The organism is Streptomyces sp. S063 (assembly GCF_002832675.1).
Taxonomy (GTDB): Bacteria; Actinomycetota; Actinomycetes; order Streptomycetales; family Streptomycetaceae; genus Streptomyces; species Streptomyces sindenensis.
This window is the reverse complement of sequence record NZ_CP021707.1, coordinates 4,538,019-4,551,778: the sequence shown is the minus strand read 5'-3', so window position 1 is coordinate 4,551,778 and position 13,760 is coordinate 4,538,019. Positions and strand designations below refer to the sequence as shown.

Below are 13,760 nucleotides of genomic sequence, written 5' to 3'. Positions count from 1 at the left end.
CCCCGGCCACCCGTTCCTCCGCCGTCCCCGGACGGCCCTTCCTCGGGCGGTTCTTCCTCCGACGGTCTGTTCCGGCGGCCGCGTACGGTCGTGGCGCCGGGGGCCGTTCATGTGCCGGAGTGGCTTTCGGTGGAGCAGCGGGCGGAATTGGTGGTGGCGTGCCGTCAATGGGCTCGGGGGCCGGTCCCGTTCCGGCACACGGTGCTGCCGAGCGGCGGGGTGATGTCGGTGCGGACGGTGTGCCTGGGGTGGCACTGGCAGCCGTACCGGTACGCGCGTACGGCTGACGACGTGAACGGAGCCCGGGTGGCCGCGTTCCCGGACTGGCTGGGCGACCTGGGGCGGTCGGCGGTGGCGGAGGCGTACGGGGACGAGGACGCGGCCCGGGCGTTCACACCGGACACCGCGCTGATCAATTTCTACGACGACACCGCGCGGATGGGGATGCATCAGGACAAGGAGGAGCGCTCGGGCGCTCCTGTGGTGTCGTTGAGCATCGGCGCGAGGTGTGTGTTCCGCTTCGGGAACACGGAGGGACGCGGACGTCCGTACACGGATGTGGAGTTGACGTCCGGGGATCTGTTCGTCTTCGGCGGGCCGTCGCGGTTCGCGTATCACGGGGTGCCGAAGGTGTACGCGGGAACGGCCGACCCGGCAGCGGGGCTGCGGGCCGGCCGGTTGAACCTGACGTTGCGGGAGACCGGGATGGCGTCGGGGGACGCGTAGGAGAGCGGCCCGGGCGCCGGGGGTCAGCGGCGGTCGCGGGAGTGGCCGAACAGCAGCCGGTAGGCGATCAGCAGGACCAGGGAGCCGGCGATGGCGGCGATCCAGGTCGCGGTGTCGTAGAAGTCGTTGCTGATGGGGCGGTCGAGGAACTGGCTGGAGAGCCAGCCGCCGACGAAGGCCCCGGCGATGCCGATGAGGGTGGTGCCGATGATGCCGCCCGGGTCGCGTCCCGGGAGAAGGATCTTGGCTATGAGTCCGGCGAGCAGGCCGAGAATGATCCAACTGATGATGCCCATGTCGCTGACCTACCCCTTGTGTCGTCTTGGAATCCAGGACGCGCCGGGCAGGTGTTCGGTTGCTCGGAGGTTTCGCCGGAAGGCCTCCGTGCGGTGAAGATTCGACACCTCCACCACACACGGGGGCCTTCGCCGTGATCAAGCCCCCCGAGCGTTAACAACGCTCGTGATCAATACACCTAGCGGGTGGCGAAGGGCTGGTCCGTGGGGACGATCTCCTTGCCGAAGGGCATGAGGGAGACCGGGATCAGCTTGAAGTTGGCGATGCCCAGGGGGATCCCGATGATGGTGATGCACAGCGCGATGCCGGTGGTGATGTGGCCGAGGGCGAGCCACCAGCCGGCGAGGACCAGCCAGAGGACGTTGCCCACGCAGGAGGGGGAGCCGGCGTCCCGGCGGTCGACGACGGTGTGGCCGAACGGCCAGAGCGCGTAGACGCCGATCCGGAAGGCGGCCACGCCGAAGGGGATGCCGATGATGGTGATGCAGAGCAGGACGCCCGCGAGCAGGTAGCCGAGGAACATCCAGAATCCGCAGAGGATCAGCCAGATGATGTTCAGGATGGTTTTCACGGGCGATGACCTGCCATCTGTTCGAGTCGGACGATGCGCTCCGCCATCGGCGGGTGCGTCGAGAACATTTTCGCCATCCCCTGACCGGGCCGGAAGGGGTTCGCGATCATCATGTGACTCGCCGTCTCGATCCTGGGCTCGGGCGGCAGCGGGAGCTGTTTCGTTCCGGCGTCGAGCTTGCGCAGGGCGCTGGCGAGCGCCAGCGGGTCCCCGGTGAGCTGGGCTCCGGAGGCATCGGCCTCGTACTCCCGGGAGCGGCTCACGGCGAGCTGGATGACGGAGGCGGCGAGCGGCCCCAGGATCATGATCAGGAGCATGCCGAGGAGGCCGGGCCCCTCGTCGTCGTTGGAGCGGCCCACCGGGATGAGCCAGGCGAAGTTGACCAGGAACATCACAACGGAGGCGAGGGCTCCGGCGACCGATGAGATGAGGATGTCCCGGTTGTAGACGTGGCTGAGCTCATGGCCGAGGACACCGCGCAGTTCGCGTTCGTCGAGGATCTGGAGGATGCCCTCGGTGCAGCAGACGGCGGCGTTGCGCGGGTTGCGCCCGGTGGCGAAGGCGTTGGGCGCCTGGGTCGGGGAGATGTAGAGACGCGGCATGGGCTGACGGGCGGCCGTGGAGAGCTCCCGCACGATGCGGTAGAGCTGCGGCGCCTCGAATTCGCTGACGGGGCGGGCGCGCATGGCCCGCAGGGCCAGCTTGTCGCTGTTCCAGTACGCGTACGCGTTGGTGCCGACGGCTACCAGGAGCGCGACGATCAGTCCCGTACGTCCGAAGAAGCTGCCGATGACGATGATGAGTGCGGACAGTCCCCCGAGGAGTACGGCGGTCTTGAGCCCGTTGTGCCGGCGGTGCACGGTACGCCCTCCAAGTGGTGCAGCAGGGGAACCCTTTGCATGGTGGTGCTCCACTCCCCAGTGGAGCCTCCTGTACTGGTCAACGCCAGGCGAGAGGAGCTAGTTCCCTTGTGCGTGCGGCCGGAGGGCGGGGCTGTGCCGCGTGTTCGCGCCGGTCGGGCCCCCGGCCCCGTACGGAGTGACGCTGGGCCGTACGGGTGGGGCGGGCCGTCCTGATGGTGCGGGGCCCCGGTGGGGGGCGGTACTGCCGTGATGGGTCAGTGCTGCTGTGCGGGGAGCTTGGCGAGGGAGAGGGCCTCGGGGTCGGGCTCGACCTCGCTGGTGCAGTGGCCGCAGCGGGAGGCGACGGCGGGAATCGCGCTGAAGCAGCGCGGGCAGTCGCGGAGGGCTGCCTTGATGTCCACGGCCTCCTGCTTCGCGAAGCGGTCCTGCACCTTGGCCATGGGGACCACGACGCAGAAGTAGAGGACCGCGGCGGTGATCAGGAAGGCGATGGCGGCGCTGACGAAGAGGCCGTAGGGGAAGTCGACTCCGTCGACCGTGTAGTGGGCCTTGCTGAAGTCACCGGTGCCGCGGGTGGCGAGGCCGATCAGCGGAGTGATGAAGGCATTGCTGAACCCGGTGACGACGGCGGTGAAGGCGGCGCCGACGGCCAGACCGATCGCCATCGAGATGACGTTCCCGCGCAGGATGAAGTCCTTGAACCCGTTCAGCACTGCTCTCTCCTCGTTTTCCCCGGCGTGTCCACGCCGAATACGTGACGTATGCAGCCAAGACCATGCCCTGCGGCGGACACCGTGGGCAAACCGGTCCTGCGGGGTCGGGAGCCTTCAGAAGAGGCTGACGGCGGCGAAGCGCAGGACGGTCTGCGGGGCCCCGGAAAGCAGGATTCCGGCAGTGGATGTGAGGACGATCGCCGTGGTGAGCGGGGTGGGCGCGCGGAATCGGCGGGCTGCGGCGGGGGCGGGGGACGCGGTGTCCGGCCCGGTCTTTTCCGGGGCCCCGTCCGGCCCGCGGAAGAGGATCGCGGTCCACTGAAGGTAGTAGTACAGGGCGATCACGACGTTGACGGCCATGACGACGGCGAGCCAGCCGAGACCCGCGTCGACCGCCGCCGAGAAGACGGTGACCTTCGCGAAGAGCCCGATGATGCCGGGCGGCAGTCCGGCCAGGCAGAGCAGGAAGAACCCGAGGGCCAGGGCCGCGAGGGGCCGGGTGGCGTACAGGCCCCGGTAGTCGGAGAGCCGGTTGCCGGGGTGCGTACGGGCGACGAGGGCGGCGACCGCGAACGCGCCGAGGTTCACCACGGCGTACATGAGGGCGTACGCCACGGTGGAGCCGATCTGTTCGTCGCTGGAGTACGCGGCGGCGGCGATCGGGACCAGGAGGTAGCCGGCCTGGGCGACGGAGGACCAGGCGAGGAGGCGGACGGCACTGCGGGCGCGGGTGGCGTTCTGGCGGAGGGCCGCGATGTTGCCGACGGTCATGGTGAGCGCGGCCAGGACGGCGAGAGCGGGCCCCCAGACGTCCGCGTAGGAGGGGAACGCGATGACGGTCACCAGAATGAGGCCCGAAAACCCTACGGCCTTCCCCACCACGGAGAGATAGGCGGCGATCGGGAGGGGCGCGCCGACGTAGGTGTCGGGGACCCAGAAGTGGAAGGGCGCGGCGGCCGTCTTGAAGGCGAAGCCGACGAGCGTGAGGGCCACCCCGGTCTTGGCGAGGGTGTCGAGGACGGGGGTCACGTCGTCGAGACGGGCGGCGATCTCGGTGAGGTGCAGGGTGCCGGTGGTCGCGTACACGAAGCTGACGCCGAGCAGCATGACGGCGGTGGCGACGACGGACGAGAGGAAGAACTTCAGCGCGGCCTCGGAGGAGCGCCGGTCTCCGCGCTTGATGCCGACGAGCGCGAAAGCGGGCAGCGAGGCGACTTCGAGGGCGACGACGAGGGTGGCGAGATCTCGGGAGGCGGGCAGCAGGGCCGCTCCCGAGGCGGAGGACAGGAGCAGGAACCAGTACTCCCCGGCAGGCAGCTTGCGGGTGTCGTCGAGCGAGAGCAGGACGGTGAGGAACGCGCCGCCGAGGACGAGGGCCTGGATGACGACGGTGAAGTGGTCGGCGGTGTAACTGCACGCCTGGGCGCCGGTGGTGACGCAGAAGGTGGACCGGTCACCGGAACGCAGGGGGATCAGGAACGCCAGGGCGGCGGCGAGCGCGGTGAGGGTGGCGTATCCGAGGAGCCGTTTGCGGTGGGCCGGCAGGAACAGGTCGGCCACGAGGACGATCAGGGCGGCGAGCGCGGTGAGGGTGGGGGGTGCGATGGCGAGCCAGTCGACGGACTGGACGACGCTGGGGACGTCGGCCGCGAGGAGGCTTCCGGCGGGGGTGCCGACGCCGGGGGCCGCCGTCTCCGGGGCCTGCGCGACGAGGCTTGCGGCGGTGGTGCTGAGGTCCGCGGTCACGACTTGCCTCCTGCGAGAAGCTGCTGCACGGCGGGGTCGGTGAGGCCGAGGAGGACGGCGGGCCAGAGGCCGGCGAGGACGGTGAGCGCGGCGAGCGGGGTCCAGGCGGCGGCTTCGTACGGGTGGATGTCGGCGAGCTGCGTAGTGGTCGCCGTTCGGGGGCCGGCGGTTCCGGACGGCTCCGGGCCGGCGGGCGGCTGCGGGGCCCGGTCGTCAGGCGACAGCCGGGAGTGGGGCGCGTGCTCGCCCATGCAGACGCGGCGGACGACGATGAGCATGTACGCGGCGGTGAGCAGGGTGCCGAACGCCCCGATGGCCATGAAGGTGCGGAACGCGGGGCGGCTGAGGCCTTCGGCGGGGCTGTACGCGCCGAACAGGGTGAGCATCTCGCCCCAGAATCCGGCGAGTCCGGGCAGGCCGAGCGAGGCGATGGCGGCGAAGGCGAGCAGTGCGCCGAGGCGGGGGGCCCGGCCGTAGAGGGCGGCTCCGGTCGCTCCGGCGAGAGTGTCGAGGTCGGCGGTGCCGTAGCGGTCCTTGACGGCGCCGACCAGGAAGAACAGCAGGCCGGTGATGAGGCCGTGGGCGATGTTGGCGAAGAGCGCGCCGTTGACTCCGGTGGGGGTCATGGTGGCGATGCCGAGCAGGACGAAGCCCATGTGGCCGACGGACGAGTACGCGATGAGCCGCTTGAGGTCGCCCTTGGCGCCGGTACGGGCCAGGGCCAGGCAGGCGAGGGATCCGTAGACGATGCCGACGACGGCGAACGCGGCGAGGTAGGGCGCGAAGGTACGCATGCCGTCCGGGGCGACGGGGAGCAGGATCCGGACGAACCCGTACGTTCCCATCTTCAGCAGGACGCCCGCGAGGAGGACGGATCCGACGGTCGGGGCGGCGGTGTGGGCGTCGGGCAGCCAGCTGTGCAGGGGCCACATCGGGGTCTTCACGGCGAGCCCGAGACCGATCGCGAGTACGGCGATGACCTGCACGGATGTGGTGAGGCCGCGGCCGTTGTCAGTGGCGAGTGCCACCATGTCGAAGGTACCGCTCTTCAGCCCGATGAGGAGGAGGCCGAGCAGCATGACGACCGAGCCGAGCAGCGTGTAGAGGATGAACTTCCAGGCGGCCGCCTGCCGTTGGTCGCCGCCCCAGCGAGCGATGAGGAAGTACATCGGGATGAGGACCATCTCGAAGGCGAGGAAGAAGAGCAGCAGGTCGAGGACGGCGAAGGTGGCGAGGGTGCCGGACTCCAGGACGAGGACGAGGGCGACGAACGCCTTCGGTGAGGGGCCCGCGGGCAGCTTGAAGTAGCTGTACAGCGCGCAGAGGAAGGTCAGCAGCGCGGTCAGGACCAGGAGGGGGAGCGAGATGCCGTCGATGCCGAGGTGGATGCGGACGTCGAGCGCCGGGATCCAGCTGATGTCGGTGGTCGCCTGCATCGTGGCGGGGTGGTCGTGGTCGAAGCCGACGGCCAGGACGATCGCGGCGACGAGGACGGCGCCGGTGACGGTCACGCCGTGGCGGAGCACTGCCTGGTCGGGGTTCTTCCCCCTGAGCCCGGGCGGGGCGGGAAGCAGGGCCGCGAGGGCGCCGAGGAGCGGGGCGACGACGATGAACGCCAGAAGGAACTGCATCACGGACGGGCTGATATCGATCACGGTCACGACCCCGCGTTGACGTTGGCGAAGACGACGGCGGCGATCGCCAGGACGAGAGACCCGGCGAGCAGGGCGCTGACGTAGGTCTGCACGTTGCCGGTCTGGGCCCGGCGGACGGCGGTGCCGAGGAGACGGGTGACGGCGCCCGTTCCGTTGACGTAGGTGTCGACGACCTCGCGGTCCAGGAAGCGGACGAGGCGGGCGGCCGCCCGGACGGGCCGGACGAACAGCGCCGTGTACAGGGCGTCGAGGTGGAAGCCGGTGACCGCGTGGCGGTGCAGCGGGCCCAGGAGGAGCCTGCCGGGGTCGGCCGGGTCGGGGGCGTCCGCGATGGTGCCGTAGACGGCGGTGTGGGACGTCATGGCCTCGGCTTCGACGAGAGCGGGTTCGGCACCCGGATGGGCGGCCACGGCCCCGATGGGAGTGCGGGCGGCGAGGGCGGTGGTGTGCCGCCAGGCTCCGTAGGTGACGAGGCCGCCGACGAGCGTGACGCCGGTGGAGAGGACGGCGGTGGTGAGGGACGGCGTGAGGGCGTGCCCGTCGAACCAGTCGCCGAGCATGCCTGCGGTGAGACCGAAGCCGATGGTGGGGACGGCCAGGATCCACAGGACGGAGGTCATGGCGAGCGGCTGCTTGCCGTGGTCGGGGACTTCGGCCCCGCGGCCGCGGAAGGCGAGGAGCCAGAGGCGTACGGCGTAGGAGGCGGTCAGGACGGCGGCGAGGAGCCCGGCGATCAGGATCGTCCAGCCCGCGGCGGCCGGGGCGACGGTCCGGTCCCCCAGCGCGGTGTGCTCGGCGGCGACGAGGACGGCTTCCTTGGAGAAGAAGCCGGCGAACGGTGGGATGGCGGCCAGTGCGAGGAGTGCGACGGTCATCGTCCAGTAGGCGTCCGGGATACGGCGGGCGAGGCCGCTCATCCGGGACATGGCGGCGAGCGAGTTGGTGCCCGCGGCGTGGATGACGACGCCCGCGGCGAGGAAGAGGACGGCTTTGAACGCACCGTGCGAGATGAGGTGGAAGACGGCCGCGCCCCGGTCGCCGACGGCGAGGGCGCCCGACATGTAGCCGAGCTGACCGATCGTCGAGTAGGCGAGGACGCGTTTGATGTCGTCCTGGGCGAGGGCGGCGAGCCCGGACCCGATCATCGTGACGGCGGCCATCACGGCGAGGACGACGAGCGCCGCGCCGGAGGCGGCGAAGACGGGCAGCAGCCGGGCCACGAAGTAGATGCCGGCGGCGACCATCGTCGCGGCGTGGATGAGCGCGGAGACGGGGGTGGGGCCGGCCATGGCGTCGGGCAGCCAGGTGTGCAGGGGGAACTGCGCCGACTTGCCGGCGACGCCCGCGAGGAGCAGCACGGCGATGAGCGTGGGGTGCTCCAGCCCGCCGTTGGCGACGGCGGCGAGGATCTTGGTGATCCGGAAGCTGCCGGTGTCGGCGGCGAGCGCGAACAGGCCGATCAGGAAGGGGACATCGCCGAGCTTGGTGACCAGGAAGGCCTTGAGGGAGGCGGCCCGGGCCTCGGGCGTCTCCCAGTAGTGGCCGACGAGGAAGTACGAGCAGATGCCCATGATCTCCCAGCCGACCAGGAGCACCATCAGGTCGCCGGAGTAGACGACGAGGAGCATCGCGGAGGTGAAGAGGGAGACGAGGGCCGCGTAGGAGGGGTAGCGGGCGTCGTCGCGGAGGTAGGCCGTGGAGTAGAGCTGTACGCACGTGGCGACGACGGTGACGAGGACGGCGACCAGCACGGCGAAGCCGTCGAGGTGCAGGGCCAGGTCGATCGGGACGGAGCCGGTGGGCGTCAGCTGGGTCGCGGCGTCGATGGCCCGGCCGCCGCCCTGGCGGACGGCGACGAGCACGGCGAGGACGGCCGCGGTGAGGGTCGGGAGGATCGCCAGCGGGCGGACGAAGCCGGGGGCGGTGCGGCCGACGGCGAGCCCGCCGAGAGCGCCGAGGAACGGGAGGAGGGGGACGAGGGCGGCGAGGGTCGTGGTGGTCACGTGGTGGCCTCTGCCTTCTTGGACTTTCCTGTTGTGCCGCCCGTCCGGCCGGGAGCCGTCTCCGCGTCGCTGATCTCCGCCGTGTCGGTCTCCGCCGTGTCGGGGAGCGTTTCGGCCTCGTCGGTCTCGGCGGTGTCGCGGAGCCGGTCGATGTCGGAGGTGCCCCGGTTGCGGTGGACGGCCAGGACGATCGCGAGGCCGATGCCGATCTCGGCAGCGGCGATGGCGATGGTGAAGAGCGTGAGGGCCTGTCCGGAGTGGAGGGTGTCGCGGAGCCAGACGTCGAAGGCGACGAGGTTGAGGTTGACGGCGTTGAGCATCAGCTCGACGGACATCAGGACCAGGATCGCGTTGCGCCGGGCGAGGACGCCGTAGAGGCCGACGCAGAAGAGGAGGGCGGCGAGCACGGCGGGATAGGCGAGGTGCATCAGCGCTTCTCCCCCTTGCCGGGGCGGGCGGTGGTGCCCGGCGTGCCGGACGGGCCGGGGCGGGGCGTGGTGTCCGTAACCGCCCCCGTGCCCGACTCCGTGCCCGTTCCCGTTCCCGTGTCGCGTTTGCGGGAGAGGACGATCGCGCCGACGAGCGCGGCGAGCAGGAGGACGGAGAGCGCCTCGAAGGGGAGGACCCAGTTCCGGAACAGGAAGGCGCCGGTGACTCGCGTGGACCCCTGGGCCGGCCCGTCGAGGTTGATCCAGGTCGTACGGAAGGCGTCCACGACGACCCAGACGAGGGCGGCGGCCGAGGCGAGGGCCACACCGAGGGCCACCCACCGGTTGCCCGAGTCGGCGTCCGGGGAGCGGCCGATGGGGGCCCGCGTGAGCATCAGGCCGAAGAGAAGGAGGACGACGATGGAACCGACGTAGATCAGTACCTGGACCCAGGCGATGAACTCGGCGGTGAGCAGGAGGTACTCGACGGCCAGCCCGCCGAGCGCGACGACGAGCCAGAGTGCGGCGTGCACCAGTTGCCTGGTGGTGACGGTGATGACGGCGGCGCCGAGGGTGGCGAGGCCGACGAGGAGAAACGCGATCTCGACGCCGGACGGGGAGAGGAAGCCGGGGTGGTCGCCTGCGGCGGAGGCGACCAGAGGCGGGGCGGTGTGCAGCATCACGGGTTTCCCCCCTTCTCGTCCTGCTGTTCCTGCTGCTCCTTGGCGCGCTGGGCGGCGAGCTTGTCCGCGGCCTTGCGGGCTGCGGCGATCTCCTTCGGCTCCTCGGCGGCGGGGTCGAGAGCGGGCGGCTCCGGCACGGTCCACATCCACTCGCGGAGCTTGTCGCGCTCGTGGGTGAGTTCGTGGATGTCCGTCTCCGCGTACTCGAACTCGGGTGACCAGAACAGCGCGTCGAAGGGGCACACCTCGATGCAGATACCGCAGTACATGCAGAGGGAGAAGTCGATGGCGAAGCGGTCGAGGACGTTCCGGCTGCGCTCACGGCCGCCGGGGGTGGCGGGGGGTGACGTCTCCTTGTGGGAGTCGATGTAGATGCACCAGTCGGGGCACTCACGGGCGCAGAGCATGCAGACCGTGCAGTTCTCCTCGAACAGCCCGATGACGCCGCGGGAGCGGGGTGGGAGTTCGGGCTGAGTGTCCGGGTACTGCGCGGTGACGGTCTTCTTCGTCATCGTGCGCAGGGTGACGGCGAGACCTTTGGCCAGGCCGGATCCGGGGATCGGGGGCATCAGTTGATCGCCACCTTCACGATGCCGGTGAGCGCGATCTGCGCGAGGGCGAGCGGGACGAGAGTGGTCCAGGCGAGCTTCTGCAACTGGTCCTCACGCAGGCGCGGGTAGCTGACGCGCAGCCAGATGACGACGAACGCGAGAAGGGCGGTCTTGAGGAGGGTCCAGAGCCAGCCGAGTCCGTCGGCGCCGAACGGGCCGTGCCAGCCGCCGAGGAAGAGGACGGTGGTCAGGGCGCACAGGATGACGATGCCCGCGTACTCGGCGAGGAGGAACAGGGCGAAGCGCAGACCGGTGTACTCGGTGTACGCGCCGAAGATGATCTCGGAATCGGCCACCGGCATGTCGAACGGAGGCCGCTGGAGTTCGGCGAGGCCGGCCACGAAGAAGACCAGGGCGCCGACGATCTGCCAGGGCAGCCACCACCACGCGAAGGCGTCCAGGATGCCGGTGAGCGAGACCGTGCCGGCCGCCATGGCCACGGAGGCGGCGGCCAACAGCATCGGCAGCTCGTAGGAGAGGAGCTGCGCGGCGGTACGGAGGCCGCCGAGCAGCGAGAACTTGTTGGCGGACGCCCAGCCCGCCATGAGCGAGCCGAGGACGCCGATGCCCATGACGGCGAGCACGAAGAAGATGCCCGCGTCGACGACCTGGCCGACCGCGCCGTCGCCGGGGCCGACGGGGATGACGGCGAGGACGAGGAGGTACGGGAGGAGGGCGACGGCGGGGGCGAGCTGGAAGACGCGGCGGTCGGCGGCGGCCGGGACCACGTCCTCCTTCTGCGCGAACTTCACGCCGTCCGCGACGAGCTGGGCCCAGCCGTGGAAGCCGCCTGCGTACATGGGGCCCAGGCGGCCCTGCATGTGGGCCATGACCTTGTGTTCCGTCTGGCCCACGAGGAGGGGGGCGACCAGGAACACGACGAAGACGATGGCCAGGCGGAGGGCGACGTCGAACACGTCGTTCACTCGGGATCGCCTCCGGCGGGGTGGTCTGGGGCGGGGCTGTCTGAGGTGCGGCTGTCTGAGGTGGGGGGTTGGCTGTCGGGGGCAGGCGCGGCCGGGGGCTCAGGCTCCGGGTCTGCGGGTTCCGGGTCTGCGGGCTCCGGGTTTGCGGGCTCCGGGTTTGCGGGTTCGTCGAAGGCCGGTTGGGCGTCGTGCCACGGGGCGTCCGTGCTGCGCACCCGGGGCGGACGCGACGGCGGGCCCTCGGGCGCGCCCGCCTCCGAGCGCTGGCCGGCCGAGCCTTCGGAGGCCGACCGGGAACGGCGTGCGGGCCGGGCGGAGGTGGTTCCCGGCCCGTCCGGCTCCGGGCGTTGACTGGCCGAGCCCTCCGAAGCCGAGCGGGAGCGGCGGGCCGGAGCGGACGGGGTCTCCGCGGGACCATCGGCGGACCGCTGCTGGCTGGCGGAGCCCTGTGAAGCCGACCGCGAACGGCGCGGGCGGGCCGCCGCAGCGGTCTCCGGCGCCCCAGGGGCCGCCGTTGCCTCGGGCACCTCCGGTGCCGCGGACGCCTCCGGTGCCGCAGGGGCCTCCGGTGTCGCGGGGGCGGGAGACTGCGCACCGGCAGCCGTAGGGGCTTCCGCACCGGCAGCCGTGGGGGCTTCCGTGCCGGGGCCCGGCGTCGTGGCACGTTGGGCCGCCGAGCCCTCGCCCGCCGTGCGGGTGCGGCGGGGCGGGCGGTCGGCCGCGGGGCGGGTGGCCCGGGCCGGGCGTGCGGCGGCCGGGGGAGTTGGCCCTTCAGGGGGCCCCATTCGTTCGGGTCGGGAACACCGGGCGGGAGCATCGCGCGTCGCTTGGGACCGGTGTGGCCCTCCGTCGGCTCCCCCGGTTCCTTCGCCCCGGGCCAGGCCTTCGCGACGCGCGCGGCCAGGACGAAGTCCTTGCGCAGCGGATGGCCTTCGAAGCCTTCCGGCAGGAGGAGCGGTACGAGATGGGGGTGGCCGTCGAACGCGACGCCGAACATCTCGTGCGTCTCGCGCTCGTGCCAGGCCGCGCCCGCGTACACGTCGATGGCGCTGGGTAGCACGGCCGCGTCGTGCGGCACGGTCGTGCGGACCATCAGCCGCCGCACCGTACCCGTGCCCAGGGCCGCGACATGGGCGCAGACACGGAAGCCGACGCCCGGTTCGTCCACGGCGCTGAGCCAGTCGAAGTAGGTGCACCCGAGTTCGTCGCGGGCGGTCCGCAGCGCGGTGAGCCAGTCGGCGGCGGGGACGTCGACGGTCAGCAGGTCGTACGCCGACTCCGCCGTGGCCTCGTCGCCGAACACGTCGGCGACCGCGTCCGGCAGCCGGTCGTAGGCCTCGGCCGCGGCCGTGGATTCCGCGTGCTGGTCGCGCCCGCTCATCGCCGCCCCTCCTCGTCGCGTCGGGAAGCGGCTGTCGGGGCCGCTGTCGGCGGGGTGACGAGACCGCTGCGCAGGGCCTCGGTGGACGGGCCGCCGCCCGCCCCCCCGGAGGCGTACCGCTCGGCGAGGGATTCGCGCGCGATCTTCTCCTGAAGCTTGAGGATCCCCTGGAGCAGTGCCTCGGGCCTGGGCGGGCAGCCGGGTACGTACACATCGACGGGGATGATCTGGTCGACGCCCTTGGTCACCGAGTACGAGTCCCAGTAGGGGCCGCCGCAGTTGGAGCAGGCGCCGAAGGAGATGACGTATTTCGGTTCGGGCATCTGCTCGTACAGCCGCTTCACGGCGGGTGCCATCTTGTCCGTCACCGTGCCGGACACGATCATGAGGTCCGCCTGACGGGGCCCGGGGGCGAACGGGATCACGCCGAGCCGGATGAAGTCGTGGCGTGCCATGGAGGCGGCGATGAACTCGATGGCGCAGCAGGCGAGTCCGAAGTTGAAGACCCAGAGGCTGTAGCGGCGGCCCCAGTTGAGGACGACTTTCATCGGCTCCGGGGCGAGCCGGGAGAGCACGCCGAGGCGCTTGGGCTCGGGAAGCAGGACCGGGTCGGCGGCGGGTGGGGGCGGGGACGCGGGCTGCTGCGACGCGGGGGTCGGCCGGCTCGTCAGGCCCATGCGAGGACGCCCTTCTTCCATGCGTAGAGCAGTCCCACGGCCAGGAAGCCGAGGAAGATGAACATTTCGACCAGGGTCGTCGCGCCGTATCCCGGTGCCGCGAACACCGTGGCCCACGGGAACAGGAAGATGGAGTCGACCGCGAAGATCACGTACAGGAACGCGTAGACGTAGTAGCGCACCTGGGTGTGCGCCCAGCCCTCGCCGACCGGATCGACGCCGCATTCGTAGGTGAGCAGCTTCTCCGGGGTGGGCACGATGGGGCGCAGCAGCCGCCCGGCCCCGAAGGCCACGGCGACGAACAGGACGCCGACCAGGGCGAGCAGGCCGATGACCGAATAGCTCTGGAAGTACTCGGAGGCGAGTGCGGTGGTTCCGTCCACCGGAACGCCGGACACCCCGGACACCCTGGTCGCGCCCGCCGAGTCCGTCACGCCGGTCACGTCCGTAACGTCGGCCACGTCCGCCCCTCGCTCCCTC

The 13,760-nt window shown here is 71.2% G+C and carries 14 protein-coding genes and 1 pseudogene; 1 reads left to right on the top strand and 14 read right to left on the bottom strand.

The genetic code is table 11. From position 1 onward, the window contains the following. Positions 1 to 66 precede the first annotated feature (66 nt). Positions 67 to 726: an alpha-ketoglutarate-dependent dioxygenase AlkB family protein gene (locus CCZ36_RS21130; protein ID WP_069736507.1), complete on the top strand. Its 660-nt coding sequence runs from the start codon at positions 67 to 69 to the stop codon at positions 724 to 726. Between the two features lie 23 nt (positions 727 to 749). Here the strand turns inward: CCZ36_RS21130 and CCZ36_RS21125 are convergent, their stop codons facing one another. The 14 genes and pseudogenes from CCZ36_RS21125 to CCZ36_RS21060 all read right to left on the bottom strand — a co-directional run bounded on the left by CCZ36_RS21125 (position 750) and on the right by CCZ36_RS21060 (position 13,687). After that, a complete protein-coding gene (locus CCZ36_RS21125) occupies positions 750 to 1,022 on the bottom strand; it encodes a GlsB/YeaQ/YmgE family stress response membrane protein (RefSeq protein ID WP_006126852.1) in 273 nt (90 codons plus the stop codon). 179 nt (positions 1,023 to 1,201) lie between these two features. Beyond that, on the bottom strand, positions 1,202 to 1,594 hold the full coding sequence (locus CCZ36_RS21120; RefSeq protein ID WP_069736436.1) for a YccF domain-containing protein: 393 nt from the start codon (positions 1,592 to 1,594) through the stop codon (positions 1,202 to 1,204). Next, on the bottom strand, positions 1,591 to 2,454 hold the full coding sequence (gene htpX, locus CCZ36_RS21115; protein ID WP_069736435.1) for a zinc metalloprotease HtpX: 864 nt from the start codon (positions 2,452 to 2,454) through the stop codon (positions 1,591 to 1,593). Before htpX ends, CCZ36_RS21120 begins: the two co-directional genes overlap by 4 nt. A gap of 257 nt (positions 2,455 to 2,711) precedes the next feature. Further along, positions 2,712 to 3,170, bottom strand: coding sequence for an MscL family protein (locus CCZ36_RS21110; RefSeq protein WP_069736434.1), 459 nt, complete (start codon positions 3,168 to 3,170; stop codon positions 2,712 to 2,714). 114 nt (positions 3,171 to 3,284) lie between these two features. Beyond that, positions 3,285 to 4,916 carry an NADH-quinone oxidoreductase subunit N gene (locus CCZ36_RS21105; protein ID WP_128818348.1) on the bottom strand — a complete coding sequence of 544 codons (1,632 nt, stop codon included), beginning with the start codon at positions 4,914 to 4,916 and terminating at the stop codon, positions 3,285 to 3,287. Continuing rightward, positions 4,913 to 6,577 carry an NADH-quinone oxidoreductase subunit M gene (locus CCZ36_RS21100; RefSeq protein ID WP_206515760.1) on the bottom strand — a complete coding sequence of 555 codons (1,665 nt, stop codon included), beginning with the start codon at positions 6,575 to 6,577 and terminating at the stop codon, positions 4,913 to 4,915. Before CCZ36_RS21100 ends, CCZ36_RS21105 begins: the two co-directional genes overlap by 4 nt. Then, positions 6,574 to 8,574 (bottom strand): NADH-quinone oxidoreductase subunit 5 family protein, encoded by a 2,001-nt coding sequence (locus CCZ36_RS21095; protein WP_069736432.1) that lies wholly within the window; start codon positions 8,572 to 8,574, stop codon positions 6,574 to 6,576. Before CCZ36_RS21095 ends, CCZ36_RS21100 begins: the two co-directional genes overlap by 4 nt. Then, positions 8,571 to 9,002, bottom strand: coding sequence for an NADH-quinone oxidoreductase subunit NuoK (gene nuoK / locus CCZ36_RS21090; protein ID WP_069743435.1), 432 nt, complete (start codon positions 9,000 to 9,002; stop codon positions 8,571 to 8,573). The genes CCZ36_RS21095 and nuoK overlap by 4 nt, the downstream gene beginning before the upstream one ends. Further along, on the bottom strand, positions 9,002 to 9,682 hold the full coding sequence (locus CCZ36_RS21085; protein ID WP_128819657.1) for an NADH-quinone oxidoreductase subunit J family protein: 681 nt from the start codon (positions 9,680 to 9,682) through the stop codon (positions 9,002 to 9,004). The genes nuoK and CCZ36_RS21085 overlap by 1 nt, the downstream gene beginning before the upstream one ends. Further along, complete coding sequence (locus CCZ36_RS21080) at positions 9,682 to 10,254, bottom strand: NuoI/complex I 23 kDa subunit family protein (protein WP_069743433.1); 573 nt, start codon at positions 10,252 to 10,254, stop codon at positions 9,682 to 9,684. The genes CCZ36_RS21085 and CCZ36_RS21080 overlap by 1 nt, the downstream gene beginning before the upstream one ends. Then, on the bottom strand, positions 10,254 to 11,222 hold the full coding sequence (locus CCZ36_RS21075; RefSeq protein WP_069736428.1) for a complex I subunit 1/NuoH family protein: 969 nt from the start codon (positions 11,220 to 11,222) through the stop codon (positions 10,254 to 10,256). The genes CCZ36_RS21080 and CCZ36_RS21075 overlap by 1 nt, the downstream gene beginning before the upstream one ends. After that, a pseudogene (locus CCZ36_RS21070) lies at positions 11,219 to 12,603 on the bottom strand (NADH-quinone oxidoreductase subunit C). The gene CCZ36_RS21075 and the pseudogene CCZ36_RS21070 overlap by 4 nt, the downstream one beginning before the upstream one ends. Continuing rightward, positions 12,600 to 13,280 carry an NADH-quinone oxidoreductase subunit B gene (locus tag CCZ36_RS21065; RefSeq protein WP_069736426.1) on the bottom strand — a complete coding sequence of 227 codons (681 nt, stop codon included), beginning with the start codon at positions 13,278 to 13,280 and terminating at the stop codon, positions 12,600 to 12,602. The pseudogene CCZ36_RS21070 and the gene CCZ36_RS21065 overlap by 4 nt, the downstream one beginning before the upstream one ends. Continuing rightward, positions 13,271 to 13,687: an NADH-quinone oxidoreductase subunit A gene (locus CCZ36_RS21060; protein ID WP_199888428.1), complete on the bottom strand. Its 417-nt coding sequence runs from the start codon at positions 13,685 to 13,687 to the stop codon at positions 13,271 to 13,273. Before CCZ36_RS21060 ends, CCZ36_RS21065 begins: the two co-directional genes overlap by 10 nt. Positions 13,688 to 13,760: the final 73 nt, after the last annotated feature.